The organism is Curtobacterium sp. NPDC098951 (assembly GCF_044759965.1).
Lineage (GTDB): Bacteria > Actinomycetota > Actinomycetes > Actinomycetales > Microbacteriaceae > Curtobacterium.
The window spans coordinates 833,507-859,381 of record NZ_JBIWAG010000002.1; the positions used below are offsets into that span (position 1 = coordinate 833,507).

Genomic DNA, 25,875 nt, shown 5'->3' on the forward strand with positions numbered 1-25,875 from the left:
CAACACACGACAACTACGATCTGGTCATGTCCTCCCCCGACTCCCCCACGGTCGTCGTCGGCGCCGGCATCATCGGCCTGAGCACCGCGTGGCACCTGGCCGACCTCGGCCAGCGCGTCGTCCTCGTCGACAGCGGCCCCGCCGCCGGCGGGACGACCACCGCAGGCGCCGGCTTCGTCGGACAGTGGGCGGCCGGGTACGCCTGGTACTGGAACGAGTCCGAACGCGACGTCGAGCGGTACGGCATCGACTTCTACCGGCGGCTGGCCGAGTCCGGGAACGGGCCGACCGGGTACCGCCGGAACGGCAACGTCTGGCTGACGGTCACCGACCAGGGCCGCGCGGACCACATCCCGCCGTTCGAGGACCACCCCCTGCGCCCGGCTGGTGCCAGGACGCTCACCCCGGACGAGGCGGCGGACCTCGTCCCCGGCCTCGACCCGTCCGCGGTGACGGCCGGGTTCCTCCACCCGGACGGCATCCAGATCAGTGCGCCGGACACGGCCGCGGCCCTGGTCCGGGCACTGCACGCGCGCGGGGTCGCGTTCCGCGAGCACACCACGGTCACGGGCCTGGAGGCGCGGGACGGCTCCGTCACGGGTGTCCGGACCGCGAGTGGCGAGGTCATCGACGCCGCGCGGGTCGTCCTCGCGGCCGGCAGCTGGACGAACGCACTGCTCGCACCCCTCGGTCGCGAGCTCCCGACGGTGCGGGTGGTCGCGAGCCGCCTCGTCACGAAGCCGTTCGGCCTCCCAGGGACGCTGCCGACCCTGATGCTCCCCGAACTCGAGGGGCTGTGGATCCGCGAGCACCGCGGCGGCCTGACGTACGGCGCCGGCAGCGGCTACGAGGCGCTCTTCGTGCGCGGTGCCGGCCGCGACACCGAACCCGAGCGCCGACCGGACCGCCCCGACCTCGTCGAGGCCATGCGCACCGCCCTGCACCCGATCGTCGCGGCGCTGCTGCCGGGCGCCGCGGCTGCACTCGCCGACGACGAGACCGTCACGCAGGGGGTCGTGTCGATGACGGCGGACCGGAACTTCATCGTCGGCCCGGTCCCGGAGCTCGCCGGCCTCGTGGTCGCCGGCGGGGACAACGAGTCAGGCGTCACGCACGGCCCCGGGCTCGGTCGGATCGCCGCCGAGCTGAGCGTCACCGGGTCGACCACCCTCGGCGTTGCGAGCCGGTACGACCCCGCCCGGTTCCCGGCAAGCGCACCGAGCGAGGCCGACGTCGTCTCGCTCATGCCGGCTCGCCGTGAGGCCGACGCCCGACGAGCCGGAGCGACGGCATGAGCGACCAGACGACGACGCACGTCGTGATCGGCGGCGGGGTGGTGGGTGCCGCCACCGCGTACGCCCTGGCCACCCGCGGCGAGCGCGTCCTGCTCGTGGAACAGCACGAGCGCGGCCACCACCGCGGTTCCTCGCACGGTGCGACCCGGATCTTCCGGCAGGGCTACGCCGATGCCGAGTACGTCGCGCTGACGACCCGGGCGCTCGCGCTCTGGGAGGCGCTCGAGACCGCGGCCCACGAAGAGCTGATCGTCCGGACGGGCGCCGTCGACCACGGCCGCCCCGAGGTCGTCGACGCCATCGCCGCGGCGCTCGCGGACGCCGGGATCGCCCACGAGGCCCTCAGCCCGGACGCCGCTGCCGAGCGCTGGCCGGGCATCGCGTTCGAGGGGCACGTCCTGACGCACGCGACCGCGGGGCGGATCCGGTCCGACCGCGCGATCGAGGTGTTCCTCACGCTGGCCGAGCGCACGGGACTCGTCGACCTCCGGTTCGACACCCGGGTCACCGGCCTCGACGATCACGGGGACGACGTGACCGTCCGGCTGTCCGACGGGTCCGCCCACCGCACGTCGTCGGTGATCGCCGCCGTGGGGTCGTGGGCGCCCACGCTGGTCGGCGACCTGCTCTCGGAACGCGGGGCGCGCCTCCCGGCCCTCCGTGTCACGCAGGAGCAGCCCGCCCACTTCCCCAGCCACCTGCCGGACGAGGCGTGGCCGAGCTTCGTGCACTGGGCCGACGGGGACGACGTCTACGGCCTGCTCACCCCGGGCGAGGGCGTCAAGGTCGGCTTCCACGGCACCGGCCCCGTCGTCGACCCGGACCACCGCGACTTCACCCCGGTGCCCGCCGAGGCCGAGCGGCTGCAGGCGTACGTCGCCCGGTACGTGCCCGGGGTCGACGCGACGAAGCCGACCTTCATCAGCTGCCTCTACGACAACTCCCCCGACGAGGACTTCGTCATCGACCGTCGCGGTCCGGTGACCGTCGCGACCGGCTTCTCCGGCCACGGCTTCAAGTTCGCTCCGCTGCTCGGCGTCATGATCGCCGACCTCGCGACCGACGGGCCACCACCCCCGGCCCGGTTCTCCCTCTCGAAGCACCACCCCACCCCCACAGGACGATGACCACCCGACTCCTCAGCGCCATCGCGCTCACCGCCGCCACCGCCGCCGTGCTCACCGGCTGCGCCTCCACCGGCTCGTCCGGCACCGACGCCGTCGACGGACTCGTCGTCGGCACCACCGACGTCGTGACGTCCCTCGACCCGGCCGGCGCCTGGGACCGCGGGAGCTACACCGTGCAGACGCAGCTGTACCAGCACCTGCTCACCTACCCCGCCGGGAAGACCACGACCAGCCCCGAGGTCGCGAAGTCCTGCGACTTCACCGACGGCACGCACTACGTGTGCGAGATCCGGGACGGGCTGCGGTTCTCGAACGGCGACGACCTGACCGCGAAGGACGTGGTGTTCTCGTTCGAGCGGCAGGTGTCCCTCGGGTCGAAGAACGGCCCGGGGTCGCTGCTGGCCAACATGGCGTCCGTGTCGGCGTCCGGCAGCACCGTGACCTTCACCCTGAAGCAGGCCGACGACCAGACGTTCCCGTACGTGCTCGCGAGCATGGCGGGGGCGATCGTGGACTCGAAGGTGTTCTCGGCGACGACGGTGCACGCGAACGACGGGGTGGTGGGATCCGGGCCCTACGCACTGCAGGACGCCGCGGACGGCGGGGCGACGATCGCCCTCACCGCGAACGACCACTACGACGGCGACGCTCCGGCCACGAAGAGCGTGACGATCAAGCAGTACACGAAGTCCGCCGACCTCAAGCTCGCCGTGCAGAAGGGCGACGCCGACGTCGCGTACCGCCAGCTCACGCCGACGGAGGTCACCTCGCTGTCGTCGGACGACTCCCTGCAGACCGTGCACGGCGACTCCGGCGAGATCCGGTTCCTGGCGTTCAACCTCGACACGATGCCCGGGAAGGACAGCGCCCAGAAGCAGGCGATCCGCCAGGCCGTCGCGGCGTCGATCGACCGTCAGGCCATCGCGAAGGACGTCTACCAGGACACCTACGCGCCGGCGTACTCGATCGTCCCGAGCGGGTTCACCGGTGCGACCGAGGCATTCCGGTCCCTGTCGGGCGAGGACGCGAAGGCCATCCTGCAGCAGGCCGGGGTGACCACGCCCGTGACGCTGCCCATCGAGTACACGACGGACCACTACGGCTCGGGTTCCGACGACGAGTACGCGCTCATCGCGCAGCAGCTCGAGGACACGGGCCTGTTCCGGGTCGACCTGCAGTCGGCGAGCTGGGACACCTACGTCGGGAACGTCGGCAAGGGTGAGTACCCCGTCTTCCAGCTCGGGTTCTTCCAGGACTACCCGGACGCCTCGTCGTACCTCACCCCGGCCTACGGCGCCGCGGACGTCAACCTGCTCGCGAACCACTTCGACGACGCCACGGTGCACGACCTCGTCGCCGCGCAGGCCGTCGAGCCGGACACGGCGAAGCGGACGCAGCAGATCGAGCAGATCCAGCGGGACACCGCCGAGTCGGTCCCGCTCATCCCGCTGCTCGCCGGGCAGGAGAACGTCATCGGGCAGAAGTCGTTGACCGGGCTGTCGGAGTCCGTCGACGCGTCCGGCGAGTTCCGCATCTGGGAGATCGGTCGCTCGTGAGCCCGTCAGCCCTCCGCGACGCCGTCCGCGGCCGCCTGCCCGAGGGGCTCGAGGACCTGGCCGCGCTCGTGGCGATCCCGTCCGTCCACGACCCGGCCGTGCAGTCGCTCGACGACTGCCACCGGGTCGCGGAGGCGGTGCGGGTCGCGTTCGCGGACCTCGGTCTGGAGGCGCGGCTCGCCACCACTGCGGACGGCTCGCGGGCGGTCATCGCGACCCACCCCGCACCCGCCGGTGCACCGACGGTACTGCTCTACGCGCACCACGACGTGCAGCCGGCCGGGGACCTGCCCGCCTGGACGAGCGATCCGTGGACGCTCACCGAACGGGACGGTCGCCTGTACGGCCGGGGCGCGGCGGACTGCAAGGGCGGGATCGTCACGCACCTCGTGGCCCTGCGGGCGCTGCTCGACGTGCACGGGACGTTCCCGGTCGGGCTCGTCGTCCTCGTCGAGGGCTCGGAGGAGCAGGGCACCGACGGCCTCGAGCAGTACGTGACCGACCACGCCGCCGACTTCCGGCACGTGGACACCGCCGTCGTGATGGACGCCGGGAACGCCGCGGTCGGCGCTCCCGCGCTCGTGACGACGCTCCGCGGCACCGCGTTCGTCGAGCTCCGCGTCCGGGCACTGCGGGGGAACGTGCACTCCGGGATGTTCGGAGGCGCGGCACCCGACGCGATCGCGGTGCTCGTCGCCCTGCTCGCGTCGCTCCGGGACGACACCGGGGACACCACCGTCGACGGGCTCGACGCGTCCGAGACCTGGGCCGGCCTGCCCTACGACGCCGACCGGTTCGCCGCCGACGCCGGACTGCTCGACGGCGCGGTGCCGGTCGGTTCGGCGGACCCGGCGTCCCAGGTGTGGGCACGCCCCGCCCTCACGGTCGTCGGGATCGACGCCCCGGCGGTCGCGGGGTCCTCGCCGTCCGTGCAGGCGAGGGCTGGTGCCGCGCTGAACCTCCGCGTGCCGCCGGGGGTCGACCCCGCGACGGCCGGGGAACTCCTGGTGGCGCACCTGCTCCGACGGGCGCCCGCCGGCGTCGAGGTCACGGCGCGGGTCACCGGGGTCGGTGCCGGGTTCCGTGCGCTCGGCGGACCGTCCTCGTCGGCGTTCCGCGACGCGCTCGCGGAGTCCTACCACCCGGCTCCGGTCGGCTCGCTCGGCGGCGGCGGCTCGATCCCGCTCTGCGCGACCCTCGAGCGGGCGATCCCGGGCGTCGAGGTGATCCTCGCCGGGGTGTCCGAGCCGACGGCGAACGTGCACGCCCCGGACGAGAGCGTCGACCCGTCCGAGATCGAGCACATGGCCCTCGCCGAGGCGATCTTCCTGGCCGCACTCCCCACCCGCTGACCCTGACGTCGGGCGGTGCCGCTCCGGGCGCCCGTTTCCGGTCTCGGCGCTGACCGTCCTGGTTCGCGGATCGCGGGTTTCGCGAACCAGGACGGTCAGCGACGCGTATCGATGGGCGGTCCCGAGCGTGACGGGCGGGACGCGCCGGGCGGCCGGGCCCTCGGACCAGCCGGGGTGGACCGGATGGACCGGGCGGGCCGGGTGGACCGGGTGGACCGCTACGGTGGTGCCGTGCGCATCGTGGTGGCTCCGGACTCGTTCAAGGGGACGGCGACCGCAGCCGAGATCGCTGCGGCCGTCCGCGACGGCTGGCTCACCGAGCGACCGGGCGACGAGGTCGTCCTCGCGCCGATGGCGGACGGCGGCGAGGGCACGCTCGACGCGTTCGAGAGCGCGATCCCCCTGACCACCCGGGTCCCCATCACCGTCACGGGCCCCGCCGGGACGCCCGTCGACACCCACTGGCTGCGACTGCCGGACGGCCGCGCCGTGGTGGAACTCGCCGCGACGAGCGGGCTCCCCCTGCTGCCGGAGGCCCTGCCCGACGCCGCGACGAGCCGGGGCTTCGGCGAGGCGATCGCCGCCGCGCTCGACGACGGGGCGACCGGGCTCGTGCTCGGCATCGGCGGCAGCGCCTCGACCGACGGCGGTGCGGACGCACTGATCGGGCTGGGCGCACTCATCCACCAGGCTCCCGCGGTGCCCGAACACCCACCGCGGCCGCAGCAGGGCGCCGAGCTGCTCGACGACGTCACCGGCGTCGACACCACGTGGATGCGGCGGCTACCGGAGCACGGCGCCGTCGTGCTGACCGACGTCACCTCGCCCCTGCTCGGACCGACGGGGGCCGCGGCGGTGTTCGGCCCGCAGAAGGGCATCACGCCCGATCGGATCGCCGCCTTCGACGCCCGCCTGGCCAACTGGGCGCGGTGCTTCCCCGAGGTCGACCCCGCGACACCGGGTGCGGGAGCGGCCGGTGGTGTCGGGTTCGGGCTGCTCGCCTGGGGCGCGACCCTGGCGGGCGGCGCGGACGGGGTCGCCGAGGTCCTCGGGCTGCCGGCCCTCCTCGACGGCGCCGACGTGGTGATCACGGGCGAGGGACGGTTCGACGGGCAATCCGCTGCCGGCAAGGTGCCGAGCGTGATGCGCGCCCTCGCGACGCGGCACGCCCCCGCTGCCCGGGCGATGCTCGTCGCCGGGGCGATCGAGGCAGCGCTCGACGACTTCGACGCCGCTGCCTCGCTCACCGTCCTGGCGACGCAGACGACGGGCGAGCCGGACGACGCCCTCGCCGACCCGTTGCGCTTCGCCCGGATCGCCGGCCAGCGACTCGCCCGCCTGGCCTGACGCGCGGCGAGCGGGACGCCCGCACGCGACACGCCGGCATTCCGTACAGGGGTGCCCCAACGTGACCCCCCACGCGATGGCGCGCTCCACGAGACTGGTCGTGGACCGGACCCGGCCCGCACCGCACCACCCACGAGGAGACCATGCGCACCGTCAACGCGTACGCCGCACCGTCGGCCACCGAGCCGCTCGTCAAGACCACCATCACCCGTCGCGACGTCGGCCCGAACGACGTCGAGATCGACATCGCCTACGCCGGCATCTGCCACTCGGACATCCACACCGTCCGCGGCGAGTGGGGCCAGATCCAGTACCCGCAGGTCGTCGGCCACGAGATCGTCGGCCACGTGTCGGCCGTCGGTGAGAACGTCACGAAGCACCAGGTCGGCGACCGCGTCGGCGTCGGCTGCATGGTGAACTCCTGCGGCGAGTGCGAGAACTGCGTCAAGGGCGAGGAGCAGTACTGCCTCAAGGGCAACATCGGCACCTACGCCTCGGTCGACCCCGCCGACGGCTCGATCACGCAGGGCGGCTACTCGCAGGCCGTCGTCGTGAACGAGGACTTCGTGCTCCGCGTCCCCGAGTCGCTCGACATCGAGAAGGTCGCGCCGCTGCTCTGCGCCGGCATCACGCTGTACTCGCCGCTGCACCACTGGAAGGCCGGCCCCGGCAAGAAGGTCGCGATCGTCGGCCTCGGCGGGCTCGGCCACATGGGCGTGAAGATCGCCGCCGCACTCGGCGCCGAGGTCACCGTCCTGTCGCAGACCACCTCCAAGCAGGAGGACTCGCTCCGCTTCGGCGCCGTGGCCCACCACGCGACGAAGGACCCGGAGACGTTCGAGCAGCTCGCGAACTCGTTCGACCTCATCATCAACACGGTGTCGGCGAAGATCCCGATGGGCGCCTACCTCGGCCTCCTCAAGGTCGACGGCACGATGGTCAACGTCGGTGCCCCGGCCGAGCCGCTCGAGGTCCCCGCGTTCGCCCTGATCGGCTCGCGTCGCAGCTGGGCCGGTTCGGCCATCGGCGGCATCCGCGAGACCCAGGAGATGCTCGACTTCTGCGCCGAGCACGGCATCCTGCCGGAGACCGAGCTCATCAGCGCCGACCAGGTCAACGAGGCCTACGAGCGGGTCCTGTCCTCGGACGTCCGCTACCGCTTCGTGATCGACGCGGCCACCCTCGCCTGACGCGCGTCACGATCTGACGGGAGGCGCGGTGCCGGACGGCACCGCGCCTCCCGTCCGTCGTCCGGTCTGTCCCCACAACGCGAGCGGCTCGTCCGGCTCGCGCAGCGCGGTGTCCCGCCCCTCCTCGGCGCGACAGACTCGGGGGATGACGAGCACGGCGGGCGAGGGAAGCGCGTCCCTGGTGTCCTTCGCCGGCACGGACACCGACGCGGCCGTCACCGAGCTCGCCGGCATGTACGCCGGACGGGCCTGGCGTTCGAGCCGCACCGAGGGCGAGTACTGGTACCGCTACGTCGGCGTCGGCGACGACCGGATGAGCGTCCGGCGGTCGCAGATGAACGGCTCGCTCCACGGAGACGTCGCCGTCGAAGGCGAGATCGTCGTCCAGTGGATCGACTCGGGCACCGCATCGCTCGAGGTCGGCGGCACCGAGGTCCGGATGCAACCGGGCGTCCCCACGCTGTTCCCGATCGAACGCCGGTTCGACGTGGACTACCGCGACTGGGACCAGCGGCTCGTGCACCTGCGGCGAGATCTCGTGCTCGACGTCGCCTCGGAGCGGTACCTCGTCGACGGGGCGGTCGACTTCGACACGACGACCCCGCCGACCGCCGGGTCGGTCGACCGGTGGCGCCGGACGGTCGCGTCGTCGGTGCACGCACTCCGCACCGCGGGCGCGGACTCGCTCGCCTGGCAGGAGTCCCAGCGCGAGGTCGCCCGGTCGCTGCTCGAGATGTACCGCTTCCGTGCCGAGCCGGCGCCGGTCGGCTGGAGCGGGCACCGCAACGCACGCATCCGCACGGCCGTCGAGTACCTGCACGCCAACGCGCACGAACCCCTGACGGTGACGGACGTCGCCCGGGCCGCCGACCTCAGCGTGCGCGGACTGCAGGAGGCGTTCCAGCGCACCCTCGACCGGTCCCCGATGCAGTACCTGCGCGAGGTCCGGCTCCGACGGTGTCACGACGACCTCGCTGCCGCGACACCGGGCCAGGTGTCCGTCGCCGACGTCGCCGCCCGCTGGGGCTTCACCCACATGGGCCGGTTCTCGGGCGAGTACCTCCGTCGGTTCGGCGAGTACCCGAAGCAGACCCTCCGCCGCTAGCCGACCTCGTCGCCGGAGGGCAGTGCGCTGCACCAGTCCACGGTCTCCGCCCCGACGCTCGCCTCGAGCGCGCCCGAGGTCGCGTCGACGACGCTCACGAGCGACCCCGTCGCCGACTTGGTCGCGACGGCGACGAACTGGCTGTTCGGGGACGGGCAGACCGCGGTGATGCTCGCGTCCGACGGCACGCTCACGGGCAGCCGGGAGGCGCGGTCCCCGTCCACCCGCACGATCCGCTGGGCGAGGGTGCCGTCAGAGCGCACGTCGCCGACGACACGCAGGTACGCGTCGTCGGTCAGCTGTGCGATCCGGCCGAGGTACGCGGCGTCGGTGCTGCCGGCGGGCGCCCGCAGCGAGGTCCGGTCCCCGTCGGTGAGGTCGAGGCGGACGATGCTCGTGCCCGTCTCCACGACGGCGGTCGTCCCGGTGCCGACGAAGCCGTGCAGGTACGTCGCGCTCCCCAGTCGGACGGGGTCGGTCCGGCCGCTCATGTCGACGAGCACGAGGTCGTCGCCACCGGTCCGGACGAGGGCGCTCTCGGTGCGCGGGACGTACGCCCACTGCCCGACGCTCATCGGGACCGCGCCCGTCCTGGGTTTCCCGCTGGCATCGATCGCCGTCGGCAGGTGCGTGCCGGTCATGTCGACGACGTAGAGACCGACGTTCCGGGACTGCCCGGTCGAGGTGTCCGCGTACTCGAACCCGAACGACGCCCCGTCGTCGGCGGCGTGCAGCGCGGTGACCCGTCCCTCGGCGGTGGGCAGGGTCAGGTGCTCGACCGGGGCGTCCTCGTCCTGCACACCGCCCGCGAGCGGCACGATGTCGACGGCGGACCCCGCGTCGGTGCCGGTCACCACCACCAGCGACCGGCCGAGCCGCACGTACTCCGAGATGCCGGCGGCCCGGTAGACGGTGGTCGCCCCGCCGGCATCCAGCGAGCGGCGGACGATCCGGTCCGGGGTACCGGCGCCGCCGGGGACGAGCGCGAGCACGTCGGTGCTGCCGGTCCGGACGGAGGCCCGCAGGTCGGAGGTCGCACGCTGCCCGGGCGCGCGGACGCCCGCGACCCGGATCTCGTACGAGCGGTCGTAGGCGAGCGGGCCGGCGAACTCGACCGCGATGGTGTTGCCGCTCGACGTCACGGTGTGGGCGGCGGCCGGATGCACTGTCACCTCGTTCGCGGACACCCGCTCGACCGCCTGGTTCGCGGTGAGGATCACGCGCTGCGCAGGTCGGGACACCAGGCCGACGGCGTCGTACGAGACGTCACGGAGGCGCGGACCCTGCTGCGATCCGACGACCGCCGCGGCGGTGCCGACGACCACGAACGCCAGCACGGTCGCGACGAGGCGGCGACGGAAGCGGTTCCGCGGTCGGCTGCGCAGCTCAGTACTCATACGGGTCCTCGGGCTGCTGGATCGCCTGCACGCTGGCGGCCCGGATGACGATCCGGGCGTCGGCCGACTGGTCGGGGTTGGCGGCGAGCGCCCCGGTCACCCGCACCCACCGCCCCTCGTCCGGCACGGTGCCGTCCGTGACGACCCCGAGCCCGACGGGTTGGGCGTCCACCGCGCAGCAGCTGATCACGAACCGGGTCAGCGTGAACGAGCCGTCCGAGCCGGGCACGACGAAGCCGGTGAGCCGCACGCGCTTCCCGACGAGCGACGAGGTGTCCGTGGTCTGCCGGATGAGTGCGGCCCAGTCCTTCACGCCGTACTCCGACGTGTCGACCGAGGTGCTGCCGAGCAGCGACACCGCGGCCTCGGAGCCCGTGGCGTTCGACAGCGTCGCGGAGTCCACGCTCCGCTGCTGGGCGGTGCGTGCCGACAGCGTCGTCGGGGGGAGCACCAGCATGGCGACGGTGACCCCGATCGTGACGAGGGCCGCGGCACCGCCGAGGACGGCCCGCGTGCGACGGGCCGCACCCGATTGCCGGTGCTCGTGCTCGTGCTCGTGCTCGTCGTGGTCGTGGTCGTGCCCGTGTCCTCGCGCCGCGACGACCAGACCTGCGACGGCGGCCGGGACCGCGACGGCCGCGAGCACGACGGTGAAGACCGCGTAGCGCGGGTTGATGTACAGGTCGAGGTGCCCGGCGAGGGCGAGCCACAGGGTGCACAACGCCACCGCGAGGACGGACCCGAGGCCGAGGTACGACGGCAGTCGGGACTCAGACGAGGACATTCATCACCAACCCGACGGTCGCGGCGAACAGGACGCAGACGACGGCGAGCAGCACCAGGAAGCGCGCACGGAAGGTCGTCCGGAGCAGGGCGATCATCTTGACGTCGATGATCGGCCCGATGATGAGGAACGCGGTGATCGACCCGGGCAGGAAGGTCGACGCGAAGGACAGGGCGAAGAAGGCGTCGACGTTCGAGCACAGCGACACCGTCATCGCGAGCAGCATCATCGCGGCGACGGACAGGACCGGGTTCGCCCCGATCGCCACCAGGGTGGACCGGGGCACCGCGACCTGGATCGCGGCGGCGAGCCCGGCGCCGACGAACAGCGCGGGCATCATCGTGGCGGTCTCGCCACCGAACTGGGCGGCGCTGTCCCGCCAGCGGTTCCGCGACCCCGGGGCGCCGATCGCCGCACGACAGCGGGCCTCGAACGCGGGCAGCAGGAGCTCGGCGGGTCGGCGGTGCGCGGCGACGATCCAGCCGACCAGGTTCGCCACCACGAAGCCGCCCACGATGCGCACCGGCAGGATCCAGCCGGACCACCCGAACGCCTGCGCGGTGCTGATGATCACGAGCGGGTTGAGGATCGGGGCGGCGACGAGGAACGTGACCGCCTCGGCCGGGGTGAACCCGCGCAGCATGAGGCCGCGGGCGAGCGGGACGTTGCCGCACTCGCACACCGGGAACAGCATGCCGATCAGGGAGATCACGGCCCGGCGTGGGATCGGCCGCTGGGGCAGGACCCGCTCGAGCGCGCCGACGGGCACCCACACCTCGACCACGATGGACAGCACGATGCCGAGCACGACGAACGGCAGGGACTCGACGACGACGCTGATCGCCAGGGTGAGGAAGTCCTGCACCACGTCCGGCAGTCCCGCGGTGCCGACGGCCGGCGAGAGCAGCCGGATCCCGAGCAGCAGGACGACGGCGAGCAGCACCAGCCCGGGGCCGGTGAACACCCGGGCGCTCGTGCGCTGCGGCGGCGTGGTCGTCGTCACCGGGCAAGGATAGGCGACCGGCGCTCCGTGGAGGGTGTCCGTCAGGCCTGCGCGATCGTGTCGAGGTGCCGGTCGAGCACGGCGATCGTCCACTCGCCGGACTCCCCCGGCGCCAGGCGCACGACGTGCATCGCGAGCCCGTCGATGAGCGCGTGCAGCCGACGGGCCTCGTACTCACGGTCGGTGGACCGTACCCCCACGAGGTCGAGGACCTCGGCGCTCCACGTGCCCATCTCGGCGACGACGCGGTCGAGGGCGGGTCGGAGTCCGGCGTCCGTCAGGGCCGCGTTCCCGAGGGCCAGGTAGACCTCGAGCTCGATCACGCGCTCGTCGTCGAGGGGCAGCAGCTCGAGCAGGATCCGGTGTGCACGCTCGCGGGCGGGGAGGGCGTCGGGGATCGCGGCGATGCGCTCCCGGGTGCGGTCGAAGACCAGCGTGATGGTGTGCTCGCGAAGGCTCGACTGCGTCGGGAAGACGTAGCGGACGGTGCTCGGCGGCAGCCCCGCCTCGGCCGCGACGTTCCGCACGCTCAGGGCGCCGAGACCGTCCCGGGCGAGGACCCGGAACGCCGCCACGGACACGGTGCGACGGCGTCCGTCGAGGTCGATGCTCCTGGCCACACGATAATACTCGCACAGTCGTGCGAGTTCGTGCTACCGTGGGGTCCGTTGTCGCACAGTCGTGCGACTTGCGGAACGAGATCGAAGGGAGACCGTCGTGGCGTGGGCAGTCCTCGTCCTGTCGGGCGTGCTCGAGGCGGTGTGGGCCACCGCGCTCGGCGCGTCGAACGGCTTCAGGAAGGTCGTGCCGACGATCGTGTTCGTCGCCGGCATGGCGCTCAGCATGGTCGGACTGGCGTTCGCGATGACGGCGATCCCGGTCGGCACCGCCTACGCGGTCTGGGTCGGCATCGGCGCCTCGCTGACGGTCGTCGTCGCGATCCTCCGTCGACAGGAGGCCGCGTCGGTCGCCCGGGTCGCGCTCGTCCTCGGCCTCGTCGCCTGCGTGGTCGGCCTGAAGGTGGTGAGCTGAGGTGGCGTGGATCGTCCTGTTCGTCAGCGCCACGCTCGAGACCGTGTGGGCGACCGCCCTCGGCGAGAGCGAGGGCTTCACCCAGCTCCGGCCGACGATCGTCTTCGCGGTCACCATCGTGGTGAGCCTCGGCGCCTTCGGCTACGTCCTCAAGCACATCCCGATCAGCACCGCGTACGCCGTCTGGACGGGGACCGGTGCCGCGCTCACCGTCCTGTGGGGCATGGCCACCGGCGCGGAGCCCGTGACCGCGCTGCGCCTGCTGTTCATCGCCGGCATCGTCGGCTGCGTCGTCGGTCTGAAGCTCGTGCCGGCCCGCCCGGTGCGAGCCGGCCTCCCCGGCCGAGCTCTCGCGCTGAGCGACAGCTCACGCGCCGCCGGCCCCGTGGCCCGTCGCTGACCCCGAAACCCGGCTCGCGCCGTGGACGCATGCCGAGACGGACAGGAGGCGCGGTGCCAGCCGGCACCGCGCCTCCAGTCCGATCTGGGGCCACGCTCACCGCGCATGGTGAGCAGCAATGGTCGGGTCACCTTGCGGGACCCGACCATTGCTGCTCACGAAGCGAGCGTCAGACGGACGCTCCGGTGAACTCGTCCTCCGCGGCGACGTGGTCGCTGCCCAGGGTGCCGGCGGCCATCGCGGCGGCCACGCGGTCGGCGTGCGACGGCGGGTTCGACGGCACGCCTTCCGGCCGGCCCTCCTCGTTGATCCTCCGGAGCTCGGGGACGATGTCCTCGGCGAGGATGTCGATCTGCTCGAGCACCGTCTTGAGCGGCAGCCCGGCGTGGTCGACGAGGAACAGCTGGCGCTGGTAGTGCCCGACGTGGTCCTTCATCGCGGCGTACCGGTCGATCACCTGCTGCGGCGAACCGACCGTGAGCGGGGTCTGCTCGGTGAAGTCCTCCATCGAGGGACCGTGCCCGTAGACCGGGGCGTTGTCGAAGTACGGACGGAACTCGGCGACGGCGTCCTGCGAGTTCTTCCGGGCGAAGAACTGGCCGCCGAGCCCGACGATCGCCTGGTCGGCACGCCCGTGCCCGTAGTGCTCGAAGCGCTGACGGTAGAGGCCCACCATCTGCTCGGTGTGCTGGATCGGCCAGAAGATGTTGTTGTGGAGGAACCCGTCGCCGTAGTACGCGGCCTGCTCGGCGATCTCCGGCGTGCGGATCGAGCCGTGCCACACGAAGGGCGGGACGCCGTCGAGCGGACGCGGCGTCGAGGTGAAGCCCTGCAGCGGCGTGCGGAACTTCCCCTGCCAGTTGACGACGTCGTTCTCCCAGAGCTGGCGGACGAGCGCGTAGTTCTCGATCGCGAGGTTGACGCCCTGGCGGATGTCCTGCCCGAACCACGGGTAGACCGGCCCGGTGTTGCCGCGGCCCATCATGAGGTCCATGCGGCCGTCGGAGATGACCTGGAGCATCGCGTACTCCTCGGCGATGCGTACCGGGTCGTTCGTGGTGATGAGGGTCGTCGACGTCGAGAGCGTGATGTGCTTCGTGCGTCCGGCGAGGTAGCCGAGCATGGTGGTCGGGCTCGAGGCCACGAACGGCGGGTTGTGGTGCTCACCGGTCGCGAAGACGTCGAGCCCCGCCTGGTCGGCGTGCTCGGCGATCGTCAGGATGTCACGGACCCGCTGGGTGTCGTCCGGGGTCGTCCCGGTGGTGGGGTCGGTCGTGACGTCACTGACCGTGAAGATGCCGAACTGCATGATGCGCCGCCTTCCGCGGAGTCCCTCCGCCTGCGATTTCGATGCGTTTGCATCGACTTGCTCGGTACAACGTACCGCAGCGCCCGGCATTCCCGCCAGGGGTCCGCGCCCTACCGGACCGGCAGTGCCTCGGTGTCCGTCCGCGCCGCGTGGTGCATGCCGTCCGCGATCCAGACGATCGTCACCACGGCGAGGACGCTCGCGCTCGACGCCATCCGACCAGCGACGAGGATGGCGGCGTGGTCGTGCACCCCGCCCGAGACGCCGTACACCAGGGCTGCGACGCCGACGAGGAACGTGACGCCGGTGGCGACCAGGAGGACCCAGGTCACCAGGCGACGCGGCCCACGGCGTCCGTCCCGGTCACCGCGCGCACCACGGTCGACCCGCGGCCCGAGGGCGCGGACCGCACCGACCCAGAACAGCGCGATGGCACAGGCGCCGATGATGTCGCTCACCCGGTGCCAACCGTAGACGACCGTCTGGTTCGCGACGAACACCGCGTAGGCGGCGCCCACGACCACGACGAGCGGGCGGAACCGACGCGGCGTGACCATCAGGACGGCGAAGAGTGCGGCGAGGGCGATGGTGGCGTGGCCGGACGGGAACGAGTTCGGCGTCGTGGACTCGGCGATCTCCGGGCGCTCGGCGATACGCTTGACGAGCGTCGAGGTGGCTGCCGAGGCGAGCACGACGACACCGGCTCCGAGCCCCACCGCGAGCCGGCGCCGAGCGAGTGCGACGGCGGCGATCACGACCACGAGCAACAGGATCACCGGTACCGAGATGACGTTCAGGGCAGTGTCCGACGAGAACAGGTCGGATTCCCGGACCCCGCCGAGTGCGGCGTCCTCGACCCGCTGCCCCACCGGCGTCAACACCGCCACCGCGTAGACGAGAGGCACGATCACGAACCCCAGAGCCGACAACAGTCCCCACCGCACCCTCCGTGAGACGCTCGGTCCACGCGACTCGGGTGCGCTGCGTTCGGGCGTTCGGGTCACCGGGCTGGTCCTCCTCGGGGTGCTGGTCGTCGGTGTCGTCGCACGTCTGGTCACGCGCGTGCGATTCGGACGGTCGGGGTCCGACACGATACCGTTGGGACGCCGGTCGGAGCCTGGGAACCGCGGGGCAGCGACCTTCGGATCCGGGAACGTGTCGACCGGTCGCGCGCGGTCGAACGCACCGGCGCGCATCGCCGGACCGGCGGACACGACGCCGGTTGCGTACGAGGAGGAAACCGAAGTGGCCATCAAGGAACCGAGCATCACCGCTTCCCCGAACCGCGGTCTCGCGCTCACCGTGGGGGCGTTGCTCTTCGTCTGGGGCATCCTCGGGTTCTTCTTCGCCGCCGACGGCGACCCGGGCTTCTTCAGCCGCAAGGGCGGCATGCTCTGGAACGCGTTCGGGGTGAACCCGCCGCTCGCGCTCCTGTGGGTGCTGCTCGCCGCCGTGCTGCTCATCGTCGGGCTCGGCAACACCGTCGGGTCGCGCAACGCGAACGTCCTGGTGGGCGTCGTGCTCGTCGTGCTCGCGGTGTACGGCTTCGTGTTCGTGAACACCTCGGCGAACGTGTTCGCACTCAACACCACGGACAACGTCTTCCACGCGATCGTCGGCGTGGTCCTCCTGCTCACGGCGTTCGGCGCCGACAAGGAGAACCTCCGCGCACTCCGGGCCGCCGCCCGGGGCTGACCCTCGCGTCCTCGACGCCCCGCCCGCCCGTCGTGGTCGGCGGGGCGTCGTGCGTCCGGGGCGCGGCCATTGCGTCGTCCGGACGGCGGCGCAGGCCGGGCCGCATCGGGCCGCGGCACGCCGGACCGTACAGTGCCGGCCCGGGCCACGCCGCGTCGCGTCGCGTCGCGCCGGACCGGGGGGGGTCAGTCGGCGTCGTCGGGAGCCGGGGCCGCCTCGAGCTCCGTCGCCACGACCCGGGGCGCCTCGGACATGAAGCGCCGGACGTCGAGGTCCACGATGATGTCCTGCGGCCGCAGCGGCCGGGTGAGGTACAGGCCCTCGAGCGAGGTCAGCCGCGACAGCGCGACGTACGTCTGGCCGGCGCTGAAGACCCGGTTGCCGAGGTCGACCACCGCACGGTCGTAGGTGCTGCCCTGCGACTTGTGGATGGTCACCGCCCAGGCGAGGCGCAGCGGGAACTGCTGGAACTCCCCGACGGTGTCCTTCTTGAGTTCCTTCTTGTCGGGGTCGTACGAGTACTTGAACTTCTCCCAGACCGACGGCTGGACCTCGAACGACTCGCCGTCGACGTCGACCCACACCGTGTCGCGGATCGTCTGCACGACCCCGAGGGTCCCGTTCACCCACCGCTGGTCGGGGTCGTTCCGGAGGAACATCACGTGCGCGCCGGGCTTCAGCTCGAGGGCTTCGTCGGCGGGGAAGTTCCGGCCGCCGAAGTCCCCGTTCACGTCGGCGCGTGCCGTCCGCACCTTGCCGGGCAGCCGGTCGAGCGCGGCCTTGTTGATGCGCGTCACGGTGTCGTTCCGGGTCGCCAGGGTGATGGCGTCGTCCGGGGCGGTCCGTGCACCCGCGGCGTTGAGCTGCCCGGCCACCTCGGCCGTCACGCGCCCGTGGCGGACGGCGGTCAGCATCGCGGCGAAGGCGTCGTCGCGCTGCCGGTGCACCGTCGCGAGCTCGACGATGTGGAGCTCGGCCTCGAGCCACACCTTGGCGTCGAAGAACCACATCGAACGGTAGTGGTCGGTGAAGTACGCGCGCTCGTCGCCGTCGCCCGGCACCGGCGGCAGCTGGTACGGGTCGCCGAACATGACGACCTGCACGCCGCCGAACGCCTCGAACTGGCGCCCGCGGGCCTTCCGCAGCGACCGGTCCATCGCGTCGAGCAGGTCGGCGTTCACCATCGAGACCTCGTCGATCACGAGGGTGTCGATCGTGTTGAGGAGCTTGCGGGTGTCCGGCCCCTGCCGGAGGTCGGCGTCGGCGATGAGCCCGATCGGCAGCCGGAAGAGCGAGTGGATCGTCTGGCCGCCGACGTTCAGCGCAGCGACCCCGGTCGGCGCGCAGATGACGACCTGCTTCTCGGTGTTCCACGACAGGTGGTTCAGCAGCGTCGACTTGCCGGTGCCCGCCCGACCGGTGATGAACACGTGGTCGCGGGTGTGCTCGATGTACTCGAAGACGGCGCGCTGCTCGGCGCTGAGCTCGACGCTCATCGCGCCGACACCGGGTCACCCGGACCGACGGTGCGCGTGGAGTCGGCGGTCGCGCCCCGCTGGCCCGTTCGCACACGGACGAGTCCGACGGCGACGACGGTCACGACGACCGCGATGCCGGCGACCACGAGCACCGTGCCGGCGCGGGCCTGGTCGACGAGCGGATCCGGCCCCCACCTGCGCCCCATCGCACCGAACCAGGACGCCTGCAGGAGCCCGAGCGGTCCGCGCATCGCGATGCCGAGCGAGACGAGCCCGGCGGCCACCACGACCGCCCCGGCGATCCGGACCGCGAGCGCCGACGGCGACGCCGCCCGCGCCCCGGCGGCGACCGGCGTGAGGAGGGTGGGCACGGCGAGGAGCCCCACGAGCAGGAACCCGACGTCGATCACGGTCCGCCCCGTCGGGTCGCTGATCGACCACCGGAGCGCGTCGGTCGCGAAGAACGCCCACCACGCGGCGGCGAGGAACAGGAACGCCGGGAAGGGCTGCACGAGGTACCGCACCGCCGGGTTGTCGACGAGGACCCCGGTCCACTCGCGGACACCCGTGCTGTCGTCGTCACGTGGGTGCACGGCCCGGCGGATGAGCTGCACCGGCGCGGCCGCCCAGACGAGCGCCGGCACGACGAGCCCGAGCAGCACGTGCGAGCCGACGTTCGCGGACACGAGGAAGCGGTCGTAGGTGTGGAGCGCACCGGACGTCGCGACGACGAGCGCGACGATCGCGATGCCCGCCGCGACGGTCCGGCGGACCGGCCAGCGCACGCCCGCTCGACGCAGGCGGACGACGCCGGCCGCGTACGCCGCGGCGAGCAGCACGGCCGCCATCAGCCAGAACAGGTCGATGTTCCACGCCGTCAGCCACCCCCAGGCACCCGGTGCGTGCGGCAGGGGGTCGTCGGTGAGCAGCTCGGCCGGCGACGGGTTCGTGGTCTTGCTCAGGGCGACCTGGTCGACCGGGGTCGCGGTCCGGCCGAGCGCAGCGGCGAACCCGCTGGCGACGCCCATGACGGCGAGCTCGGCGACGACGAGGAGCCAGAACGGACCGCGGCGTCCGGGTGCGGCGACGAGGGAGCGGATCGTCCGCTGACGCTGCACGGCGCCGAAGACCCCGATCGCGACGATGGCCGCGATCTTGACGAGCACCAGCACCCCGTAGGGGGTGAACAGGTTCGCGAGCACCCCGACGCGGATCTGCGCGGTCGCCACACCGGAGACGGCCACGAGCACGAAGCACCCGAGCGCGATGCTCGAGTACCGGCCGACGACGACCGGCAGACGGTCCCCGTCGATCACGGGACGCAGCAGCGCGAGCATGACGAGACCGCCCACCCAGAGCGCGGCACCGACGAGGTGGAGGCCCAGGGCGGTCACCGCGGCGTCGTGGCTCGCGGTCCCGGCAGCGTGCCCCTGCTGGGCGAGCGGGAGCAGGCCGATCATGGCGACGCCCGCGGTGAGGGCGACCATGCCCCGTGCGCGCACGGCGAAGCAGAGCACCGTGACCGCCGCCGCGACGAGGACCGTGACGAGCCAGGCGAGGCCGAGCTCGGTCCCGGTGAGGAACACCCCCATCGACTGCCCGAACTGCTCGTCGATGCTGATCGTCGAGCCGGCGACGCTGAGGAACGTGAAGAAGGTCGAGACGGCGGCGGCCACCGTCCAGACGCCCGCGGCACCGGCGGCGACGTCGATCGCCCGGTTCCACTCGGGCGCCGTGCGGGACAACCCGACGGTCGCGAGCGCGAGGCCACCGATCGTGGCGGCGGCGGCGAGGTCCACGACCATGCGGGCGATCGGCAGCCCGAACCGCACGACGGCACCGGGATCGGCGATGAGCGCGGCGTTCGCCCCGCCCCCGACGACCAGCGCGACGAGGAGGGACACGAACCCGACGAGCAGCAGCACGCCGGGGCCGGCGATGCGCGCGATCCGATCCACCCGTCAAGCCTAGGCGCTGGCCGACCCGGCCACGGAATCGAGCGAGCCGACCTGTGGGCGGCGATCCGCGCCTCCTGGCTGTGGAGGAGGACCCCGGGAACGACGAAAGGGACGACCGGAGTCGTCCCTTCCGTTCGCGGAGCGGTCTTACTTGACGGCAGCCTTGAGCTTCGAGCCGGCGCTGACCTTGACCGAGTCGCTCGCGGCGATCTCGATGGCCTCGCCCGTCTGCGGGTTGCGGCCGGTGCGGGCGGCGCGGTGGGTCTTCTCGAAGGCGATCCAGCCGGGGATCGTGACCTTGGTGCCGTCGGCGACCGAGCCGGAGACGACGGAGAAGAGCGCGTCGACGACGCCGTTGACGGTGGCCTGGCTCTGGCCGGACTCAGCGGCGACGGCAGCGACGAGCTCGGTGCGGTTCAGGGACTTGTCAGCCATGGATGTCCTCCTCGGACTTCTTGCAGTATCGGTCGGACGACTTCTCGTCCGGCGCCCGGAGCGGGTGCTCCGTGCCACGGTGCCGGCGGGCGTGAGACCCTGCGGAACCGGAGTCGAACGTACCAGCCACCCGAGGCGAAATCTGCCGACTCGCCCGGATTTCCGGGGTTGTCGGGCTCCTGACGGGGCGAATGTGACCGATGTGACGAAGATGTCCCCCGAAACGACCCGGGAACGGCGAACGCCCCGCCACCACACGGGTGTCGGGGCGTTCGCGGAAGCAGGTGCCTACCAGGAGCTCTTCGTGATGCCCGGCAGCTCGCCACGGTGGGCCATGTCGCGGAAGCGGACACGGCTGATGCCGAACTCACCGAGGTGGCCACGGGGGCGACCGTCGATGGCGTCGCGGTTGCGGTAGCGGACCGGCGACGCGTCGCGCGGGAGCTTCTGCAGACCGACGCGAGCGGCCTCACGCGACTCGTCGGTGCCGTTCGGGTCCACGAGGGCCTTCTTCAGCTCGAGACGACGCTCGGCGTAGCGCGCGATGATCTCGGCGCGCTGGTTGTTCTTCGCGATCTTGCTCTTCTTCGCCATGCTTAGCGCTCCTCACGGAAGTCGACGTGCTTGCGGATCACCGGGTCGTACTTCTTGAGCACGAGACGGTCCGGGTTGTTGCGACGGTTCTTCTTGGTCACGTAGGTGAACCCGGTGCCCGCCGTCGAGCGGAGCTTGATGATCGGACGAACGTCCTGACCCTTCTTGGCCATCAGATCTTCTCCCCACGGGCGAGGAGATCCTTGACCACGGACTCGATGCCGCGTGCGTCGATCACCTTGATGCCCTTCGCGCTGAGCGTGAGCGTGACGTTACGACGAAGCGAGGGCACGTAGTACGTCTTCTTCTGCACGTTCGGGTCGAAGCGACGCTTCGTCCGGCGGTGCGAGTGCGAGATGTTGTGTCCGAAGCCGGGGGTGGCTCCGGTCACCTGGCACACTGCTGCCATGGTTTCCTCCTGAGGTACCGTGCGACCGGACGGCCGCACCCAAGTTCACTTGCCTGGCGCGCACGCGCTCGGTCGCGGAGCGACGGAACGAGGGGGTTGTGCGCACCGCCCAGGCCTGCGGTCCCTGTCGAAGGGGCCGTTGACACCGCGCGACCGCGGCGTTCGCGACGGTCGGAGGGCTTGGAACAACTGGGTTCGCCACGCGGACGCGGAGAACCAAGGGTCAACAGTACGCGACGACCGGGCGTGTCGCAAACCGCCGCAGCTGCGAGGGTCGGCCTGGAGGCACGCCCCGGCTCCGGCGGGCGCGTTCGTGAGCAGGAATGGTCGGATCACGGTCGGCCAGCCGACACCTTCTGCTCACCAAGTGAGCGGGACGGGGGCGGGCGCGCGCGGCGCGGCACGCGGGCGCGGGCGGGCGGGCGGGCGCGGGCGGGCGGGCGCGGGCGCCCGCGCTACGACGCCTCGGTCGGCCGCGGGGCCAGCGCCTGCACCATGAGCTCGCCGAGTTCCCGCGGTGCCGTGAACATCGGCCAGTGCCCCGTCTCGAGCCCCAGGATCGAGAGCTCCTCGGTCGCCACGAGCTCCGCCGCCCAGGCCTGGTGGTCCGCCACCATCGTCGCGAGGTCGGCCGCCGGGATCTCGCACGTGATCACCGTCGCCGGGATCGTGTGCCGCGCGGCGTCGCCGTAGTGGAACCGGTCGGACGGCACCGCGGCGGGCTCGGGGATCGCCCGGTGCTCGAAGGCCGCGCGCAGTTCCGGCGTCATGCCGCGCACGGTCGCCGGCTCCCACACGTCCCACGAGGGCAGCGGCACGACGCCGTCCACCACGGGCAGCTCGTCGTTGACGCAGCCGCCCTCGGGCCCCGGGAAGGTGTCGACGTAGAGCAGGTGCGCGACGAGCGACGGGCGGCGATCGGCGGCCATGTACGCGATCGGCCCCGCGCCGGAGTGCCCCGCCAGGACCACGGGCTCGTCCGGCGTGGCGACGTCGTCGAGCAGCTCGACCAGGGCAGCCACCTGCTCGTCGAGCGTGTCGCCGTCGCGCGTGACCGCCTCGACCGAGTGCCCGGCTGCTCGGAGCATCGGGGCCACCTCGTCCCAGGCGCTCGCGTCGAGCCAGAAGCCGGGCACCAGGATCACGTGCATGACGCGGACGCTACTCGCCGGCGTTCGCCGTGGTGCGCGCCGCCGTGCACACGGCGCACTCCCCGAAGATGTCCACCACGTGGCTGGCGTTCGTGAACCCGTTGGCCGCCGCGACCTCCTGCGCCCACCGCTCCACCGGGTCCGCCTCGATCTCGACCGTGCGGCCGCAGTTCCGGCAGATCAGGTGGTGGTGGTGCGCGTCGGTCGTGCACGCGCGGTACAGCGACTCGCCGTCCTGCTGCAGCGAGTCCGCGTCCCCCTCGGTCGCCAGGTCGGAGAGCGCCCGGTAGACGGTGGCGAGTCCGATGGTGGAGCCGTCGTCCCGCAGGTGCTGGTGCAGCGCCTGCGCGCTGACGAACCCCTCGGTGCTCGACAGCGCGGTGCGCACCGCCTCGCGCTGCCACGTGTTCCGCTTCGGCTTCTGCACGGCGTTCATGCGGTCGCTCCTTCCTTCCGGCCGGCGGCGGACAGGGGGTCCGCGTCGTCGGCCCGGAGGCGCGGTGCGCCCCCGTCACGCTGGTCGCGGCGCACGATCCGGTCGCGTCCGCGCTTGTCCTTGCGTCCGCCGACGATCCGGCAGACCACCCAGATCACGAACGAGATGGTCGTGACGTACGGGCTGATGGGCAGGCCCCCGCCGAGGGCGAGCAGGATCCCACCGACCACCGAGACGACGGCGAACACGGTCGACAGGATCGGCACGACGACGGGGTGGGAGCTGAGGCGCAGGGCGGCCGCGGCGGGCGTGACGAGCAGCGACAGCACGAGGAGCGCGCCGACGATCTGCACCGACACCGCGGTGGCCAGCCCGAGCACGAGCATGAAGACGAGCGCCAGGGTCCGCACCGGCACCCCGGCGGCGGCGGCCACGTCCGGGTCGACCGACGAGAACATCAGCGGGCGCCAGATCACCAGGAGCGTCACGACGACGATCGCGGCCACGACGACGAGGAACGTCAGCTGCGGGTTGTCCACCGAGACGATCTGTCCGGTGAGCAGGCCGAACTTGTTCGCCGCGCGGCCCTTGTAGAGCGCGAGGCAGAGGATGCCGAGGCCGAGGCCGAAGGGCATGAGCACGGCGATGATCGAGTTGCGGTCGCGCGCCCTGGACCCGAGCAGCCCGATGAGCAGCGCCGCGATCACGGACCCGACGAGCGACCCGGTGACCACGTTCACGCCGAGCAGCAGCGATGCCGAGGCACCCGCGAACGAGAGCTCCGAGATGCCGTGCACGGCGAAGGGCATGTTCCGGGCGACGACGAACGGCCCGATGAGCCCGCCGACGATGCCGAGCACCGCACCCGCCCAGATCGAGTTCTGCACGAGCACGACGAGCTCGCCGTAGTCCTGGAAGGAGAAGACCTGCGACCAGACGTCCATCAGATCCGCCCGTCGTCGGGCGTCACGGCGTTCGGGTCCGCGTCGCAGTGCTGGTCGTGCGCGTCGTTCGCGCCGACGATGACGATCCGCCCCATCGTGCGGACGACGTCGACGGGCGTGCCGTACAGGTCGGAGAGCACGTCGGTGCGGAGGACCTCGTCCGGTGCTCCGATCCGGAAGCGTCCGCCCGCGATGTAGAGCACGCGGTCGACGACGTCGAGGATCGGGTTCACGTCGTGGGTGACGAAGAGCACCGCCGCGCCCTGCTGCCGACGCTGCCGGTCGATGAGCTCGGTGACGCCGCGCTGGTGCCGCAGGTCGAGCGAGATGAGCGGCTCGTCACAGAGGAGCAGCGCGGGGTCTGCGGCGATGGCCTGTCCGACGCGGGTGCGCTGCTGCTCGCCGCCGGACAGCTCGGCCACCGGGGCGTCCGCGAAGGCGGTGGCCCCGACCTCGTCGAGGATGCGATCGACCCGGGACCGTTCGGCACGGCTCGCGGGCGTGATGCCCCACCGTGAGCCGGTCACGCCCTGCGCGACCATGTCCCGCGCCCGGAGCGGGGTGCCGGCGTCCATCAGGCGCTGCTGTGGGATGTACCCGATCTTCCGGTGCCCGCGCCGGACGGGCTGGCCGAGGAACGACATCGAGCCGCTCGTCAGCCGCTGCTGCCCGAGGACCGTGCGGAGGAGCGAGGTCTTGCCCGCCCCGTTCGGTCCGAGCACCGCGACGAACTCGCCGGGCGCCAGGTCGAGGTCGAGGTGCGACCAGAGCGCACGGGAGCCGTACGACAGTCCGGCGTCGCGGAGTTCGAGCACGGCGGAACCGCCACTGCCCGGGGCAGTGGCGGTCCGCTCGGTCGTCGGGTGGGAGACGGTCGTCACTTCTGGAGCGCCGCCTGCACCTGGTCGATGTTCGCCTGCTGCCACGAGACGTAATCCTCCCCCTTCGGGAGCGTCTCCGTGACACCGATGACGGGGACGCCGTTCTCGTCGGCCGCCTTCTTGACCTGCTCGGTCTCCGGGCTGGACGTCTGCTCGTTGTACGCGAGGAGCTTCACGGTCTTGTTCGTGAACAGCTTGAGCGTGTCGTTCAGCGCCGCCGGGGGCACGTCGTCGCCCTCCTCGATCGCCTCGGAGAAGGCCTCGGGCGTGACGTTGTCGAGGCCGATCGCGTCGAAGAGGTACCCCGGGACGGGCTCGGTGTACGCCACCTTCTCGCCGTCGTACGTCTTCTTGAGCTCGGCCGTCTTCGCCTCGAGCCCCTCGAGCTTCGTCGTCAGCGCGTCGGCGTTCTTCGTGAAGGTGTCCGCGTCCTGCCGGTCGAGGTCCCCGAGGCGCTTCGCGACGTCGTCGGCGAGCTTGACCATCGTCGGGTAGCTGTAGAAGACGTGCTCGTTGAACTCGGCGTCGCCACCCTTGTCGAGACCGGAGAGCTCGACGACGTTGATCGTGTCCGCCTTGGTGCTGGACGCGTCGGCGAGGGTGGTCATGAAGTCGTCGTACCCGCCGCCGTTCTCGATGAGGAGGTCGGCCTTGGACACCGCGAGCTGCGTCGTGGCGCTCGACTCGAACGAGTGCGGGTCCTGCGACGGGTCGTCGAGGATGCTCGTGACGGAGACGTGGTCGCCGCCGATCGCCTCGACGATCGAGCCGTAGACGTTGGTGGAGGCGACGACCCGGACGGTGCCGTCGCCCGACGCGTCACCGGAGGCGGAGGACGTCGCACAGCCCGTCAGGGCGAGCGCGGCGGCGCCGACGACGAGCGGCAGGGCGAGGAGACGGTTGTGCATGTCGACGAGCGTAGGGCCAGTTGATAACGGTTGTCAAAACCAGTATCAACCCGTTGACGGACGGGAGGCGCGGTGCCAGCCGGCACCGC

Annotated in this window: 27 protein-coding genes; 10 read left to right on the top strand and 17 right to left on the bottom strand. The window is 72.2% G+C overall.

Features of this window, described 5'->3' with window-relative positions; all coding sequences use genetic code 11:
* The first annotated feature begins 26 nt into the window (after window positions 1–26).
* From ACIQUC_RS08530 to ACIQUC_RS08560, 7 genes are all read left to right on the top strand, one after another.
* Window positions 27–1,295 carry an NAD(P)/FAD-dependent oxidoreductase gene (locus ACIQUC_RS08530; RefSeq protein WP_402265512.1) on the top strand — a complete coding sequence of 423 codons (1,269 nt, stop codon included), beginning with the start codon at window positions 27–29 and terminating at the stop codon, window positions 1,293–1,295.
* On the top strand, window positions 1,292–2,422 hold the full coding sequence (locus ACIQUC_RS08535) for an FAD-dependent oxidoreductase (RefSeq protein ID WP_402265515.1): 1,131 nt from the start codon (window positions 1,292–1,294) through the stop codon (window positions 2,420–2,422). Before ACIQUC_RS08530 ends, ACIQUC_RS08535 begins: the two co-directional genes overlap by 4 nt.
* Window positions 2,419–3,978: an ABC transporter substrate-binding protein gene (locus tag ACIQUC_RS08540; protein ID WP_402265518.1), complete on the top strand. Its 1,560-nt coding sequence runs from the start codon at window positions 2,419–2,421 to the stop codon at window positions 3,976–3,978. Before ACIQUC_RS08535 ends, ACIQUC_RS08540 begins: the two co-directional genes overlap by 4 nt.
* Window positions 3,975–5,330: a M20/M25/M40 family metallo-hydrolase gene (locus ACIQUC_RS08545; protein ID WP_402265521.1), complete on the top strand. Its 1,356-nt coding sequence runs from the start codon at window positions 3,975–3,977 to the stop codon at window positions 5,328–5,330. The genes ACIQUC_RS08540 and ACIQUC_RS08545 overlap by 4 nt, the downstream gene beginning before the upstream one ends.
* Before the next feature lie 231 nt (window positions 5,331–5,561).
* A complete protein-coding gene (locus ACIQUC_RS08550) occupies window positions 5,562–6,677 on the top strand; it encodes a glycerate kinase (RefSeq protein WP_402265523.1) in 1,116 nt (371 codons plus the stop codon).
* Between the two features lie 143 nt (window positions 6,678–6,820).
* Window positions 6,821–7,867 carry an NAD(P)-dependent alcohol dehydrogenase gene (locus tag ACIQUC_RS08555; RefSeq protein WP_022907070.1) on the top strand — a complete coding sequence of 349 codons (1,047 nt, stop codon included), beginning with the start codon at window positions 6,821–6,823 and terminating at the stop codon, window positions 7,865–7,867.
* Between the two features lie 145 nt (window positions 7,868–8,012).
* Window positions 8,013–8,972 (top strand): helix-turn-helix transcriptional regulator, encoded by a 960-nt coding sequence (locus ACIQUC_RS08560; RefSeq protein WP_402265526.1) that lies wholly within the window; start codon window positions 8,013–8,015, stop codon window positions 8,970–8,972.
* Here ACIQUC_RS08560 and ACIQUC_RS08565 read toward each other — a convergent pair.
* From ACIQUC_RS08565 to ACIQUC_RS08580, 4 genes are read right to left on the bottom strand one after another with little or no spacing between them, the layout of a single operon-like run.
* A complete protein-coding gene (locus ACIQUC_RS08565) occupies window positions 8,969–10,369 on the bottom strand; it encodes a hypothetical protein (RefSeq protein WP_402265529.1) in 1,401 nt (466 codons plus the stop codon). The genes ACIQUC_RS08560 and ACIQUC_RS08565 overlap by 4 nt on opposite strands.
* The gene (locus ACIQUC_RS08570; protein ID WP_402265532.1) at window positions 10,359–11,153 is read right to left on the bottom strand and encodes a TIGR03943 family putative permease subunit; all 795 of its coding nucleotides are present in this window, start codon (window positions 11,151–11,153) and stop codon (window positions 10,359–10,361) included. The genes ACIQUC_RS08565 and ACIQUC_RS08570 overlap by 11 nt, the downstream gene beginning before the upstream one ends.
* Window positions 11,140–12,156, bottom strand: a complete 1,017-nt coding sequence (locus ACIQUC_RS08575) for a permease (protein WP_402265535.1) — start codon at window positions 12,154–12,156, stop codon at window positions 11,140–11,142. The genes ACIQUC_RS08570 and ACIQUC_RS08575 overlap by 14 nt, the downstream gene beginning before the upstream one ends.
* A gap of 41 nt (window positions 12,157–12,197) precedes the next feature.
* Window positions 12,198–12,776: a TetR/AcrR family transcriptional regulator gene (locus ACIQUC_RS08580; RefSeq protein ID WP_402265537.1), complete on the bottom strand. Its 579-nt coding sequence runs from the start codon at window positions 12,774–12,776 to the stop codon at window positions 12,198–12,200.
* Window positions 12,777–12,873: 97 nt separating this feature from the next.
* On the opposite strand from ACIQUC_RS08580, the gene ACIQUC_RS08585 reads away from it, so the two are divergent.
* Both ACIQUC_RS08585 and ACIQUC_RS08590 read left to right on the top strand, forming a co-directional pair.
* Window positions 12,874–13,188, top strand: coding sequence for a DMT family transporter (locus ACIQUC_RS08585; RefSeq protein ID WP_402265540.1), 315 nt, complete (start codon window positions 12,874–12,876; stop codon window positions 13,186–13,188).
* Between the two features lies 1 nt (window position 13,189).
* Window positions 13,190–13,588: a DMT family transporter gene (locus tag ACIQUC_RS08590; protein ID WP_402265543.1), complete on the top strand. Its 399-nt coding sequence runs from the start codon at window positions 13,190–13,192 to the stop codon at window positions 13,586–13,588.
* A 169-nt stretch (window positions 13,589–13,757) separates the two neighbouring features.
* Here ACIQUC_RS08590 and ACIQUC_RS08595 read toward each other — a convergent pair whose 3' ends face one another.
* Together ACIQUC_RS08595 and ACIQUC_RS08600 are read right to left on the bottom strand one after the other, a co-directional pair.
* Window positions 13,758–14,897 carry a CE1758 family FMN-dependent luciferase-like monooxygenase gene (locus ACIQUC_RS08595; protein ID WP_022908185.1) on the bottom strand — a complete coding sequence of 380 codons (1,140 nt, stop codon included), beginning with the start codon at window positions 14,895–14,897 and terminating at the stop codon, window positions 13,758–13,760.
* A 110-nt stretch (window positions 14,898–15,007) separates the two neighbouring features.
* Entirely contained in the window at window positions 15,008–15,802 is a 795-nt protein-coding gene (locus tag ACIQUC_RS08600) for a phosphatase PAP2 family protein (protein ID WP_402265546.1), read from the bottom strand.
* 340 nt (window positions 15,803–16,142) lie between these two features.
* On the opposite strand from ACIQUC_RS08600, the gene ACIQUC_RS08605 reads away from it, so the two are divergent.
* Window positions 16,143–16,592 carry a DUF4383 domain-containing protein gene (locus ACIQUC_RS08605; protein ID WP_187290541.1) on the top strand — a complete coding sequence of 150 codons (450 nt, stop codon included), beginning with the start codon at window positions 16,143–16,145 and terminating at the stop codon, window positions 16,590–16,592.
* Window positions 16,593–16,777: 185 nt separating this feature from the next.
* On the opposite strand, the gene ACIQUC_RS08610 is transcribed toward ACIQUC_RS08605, so the two are convergent.
* The 11 genes from ACIQUC_RS08610 to ACIQUC_RS08660 all read right to left on the bottom strand — a co-directional run bounded on the left by ACIQUC_RS08610 (window position 16,778) and on the right by ACIQUC_RS08660 (window position 25,786).
* Window positions 16,778–18,088, bottom strand: a complete 1,311-nt coding sequence (locus tag ACIQUC_RS08610) for an ATP-dependent RecD-like DNA helicase (protein ID WP_402265549.1) — start codon at window positions 18,086–18,088, stop codon at window positions 16,778–16,780.
* Entirely contained in the window at window positions 18,085–20,028 is a 1,944-nt protein-coding gene (locus ACIQUC_RS08615) for a cytochrome c oxidase assembly protein (protein WP_402265552.1), read from the bottom strand. The genes ACIQUC_RS08610 and ACIQUC_RS08615 overlap by 4 nt, the downstream gene beginning before the upstream one ends.
* Window positions 20,029–20,175: 147 nt before the next feature.
* Entirely contained in the window at window positions 20,176–20,463 is a 288-nt protein-coding gene (locus ACIQUC_RS08620) for an HU family DNA-binding protein (RefSeq protein WP_022908191.1), read from the bottom strand.
* A 288-nt stretch (window positions 20,464–20,751) separates the two neighbouring features.
* Window positions 20,752–21,057 carry a 30S ribosomal protein S14 gene (gene rpsN, locus ACIQUC_RS08625; RefSeq protein WP_022908192.1) on the bottom strand — a complete coding sequence of 102 codons (306 nt, stop codon included), beginning with the start codon at window positions 21,055–21,057 and terminating at the stop codon, window positions 20,752–20,754.
* Window positions 21,058–21,059: 2 nt separating this feature from the next.
* Window positions 21,060–21,230, bottom strand: coding sequence for a 50S ribosomal protein L33 (gene rpmG / locus ACIQUC_RS08630; RefSeq protein WP_022908193.1), 171 nt, complete (start codon window positions 21,228–21,230; stop codon window positions 21,060–21,062).
* On the bottom strand, window positions 21,230–21,466 hold the full coding sequence (gene rpmB, locus ACIQUC_RS08635) for a 50S ribosomal protein L28 (protein ID WP_022903747.1): 237 nt from the start codon (window positions 21,464–21,466) through the stop codon (window positions 21,230–21,232). Before rpmB ends, rpmG begins: the two co-directional genes overlap by 1 nt.
* A 455-nt stretch (window positions 21,467–21,921) precedes the next feature.
* Window positions 21,922–22,617 carry an alpha/beta fold hydrolase gene (locus tag ACIQUC_RS08640; RefSeq protein WP_402265557.1) on the bottom strand — a complete coding sequence of 232 codons (696 nt, stop codon included), beginning with the start codon at window positions 22,615–22,617 and terminating at the stop codon, window positions 21,922–21,924.
* 10 nt (window positions 22,618–22,627) lie between these two features.
* Window positions 22,628–23,053, bottom strand: a complete 426-nt coding sequence (locus ACIQUC_RS08645) for a Fur family transcriptional regulator (RefSeq protein ID WP_022908195.1) — start codon at window positions 23,051–23,053, stop codon at window positions 22,628–22,630.
* Entirely contained in the window at window positions 23,050–23,997 is a 948-nt protein-coding gene (locus ACIQUC_RS08650; RefSeq protein WP_402265561.1) for a metal ABC transporter permease, read from the bottom strand. The genes ACIQUC_RS08645 and ACIQUC_RS08650 overlap by 4 nt, the downstream gene beginning before the upstream one ends.
* Window positions 23,997–24,878: an ABC transporter ATP-binding protein gene (locus ACIQUC_RS08655; protein ID WP_022907160.1), complete on the bottom strand. Its 882-nt coding sequence runs from the start codon at window positions 24,876–24,878 to the stop codon at window positions 23,997–23,999. The genes ACIQUC_RS08650 and ACIQUC_RS08655 overlap by 1 nt, the downstream gene beginning before the upstream one ends.
* The gene (locus ACIQUC_RS08660; RefSeq protein ID WP_402265564.1) at window positions 24,875–25,786 is read right to left on the bottom strand and encodes a metal ABC transporter solute-binding protein, Zn/Mn family; all 912 of its coding nucleotides are present in this window, start codon (window positions 25,784–25,786) and stop codon (window positions 24,875–24,877) included. Before ACIQUC_RS08660 ends, ACIQUC_RS08655 begins: the two co-directional genes overlap by 4 nt.
* Window positions 25,787–25,875 lie beyond the last annotated feature (89 nt).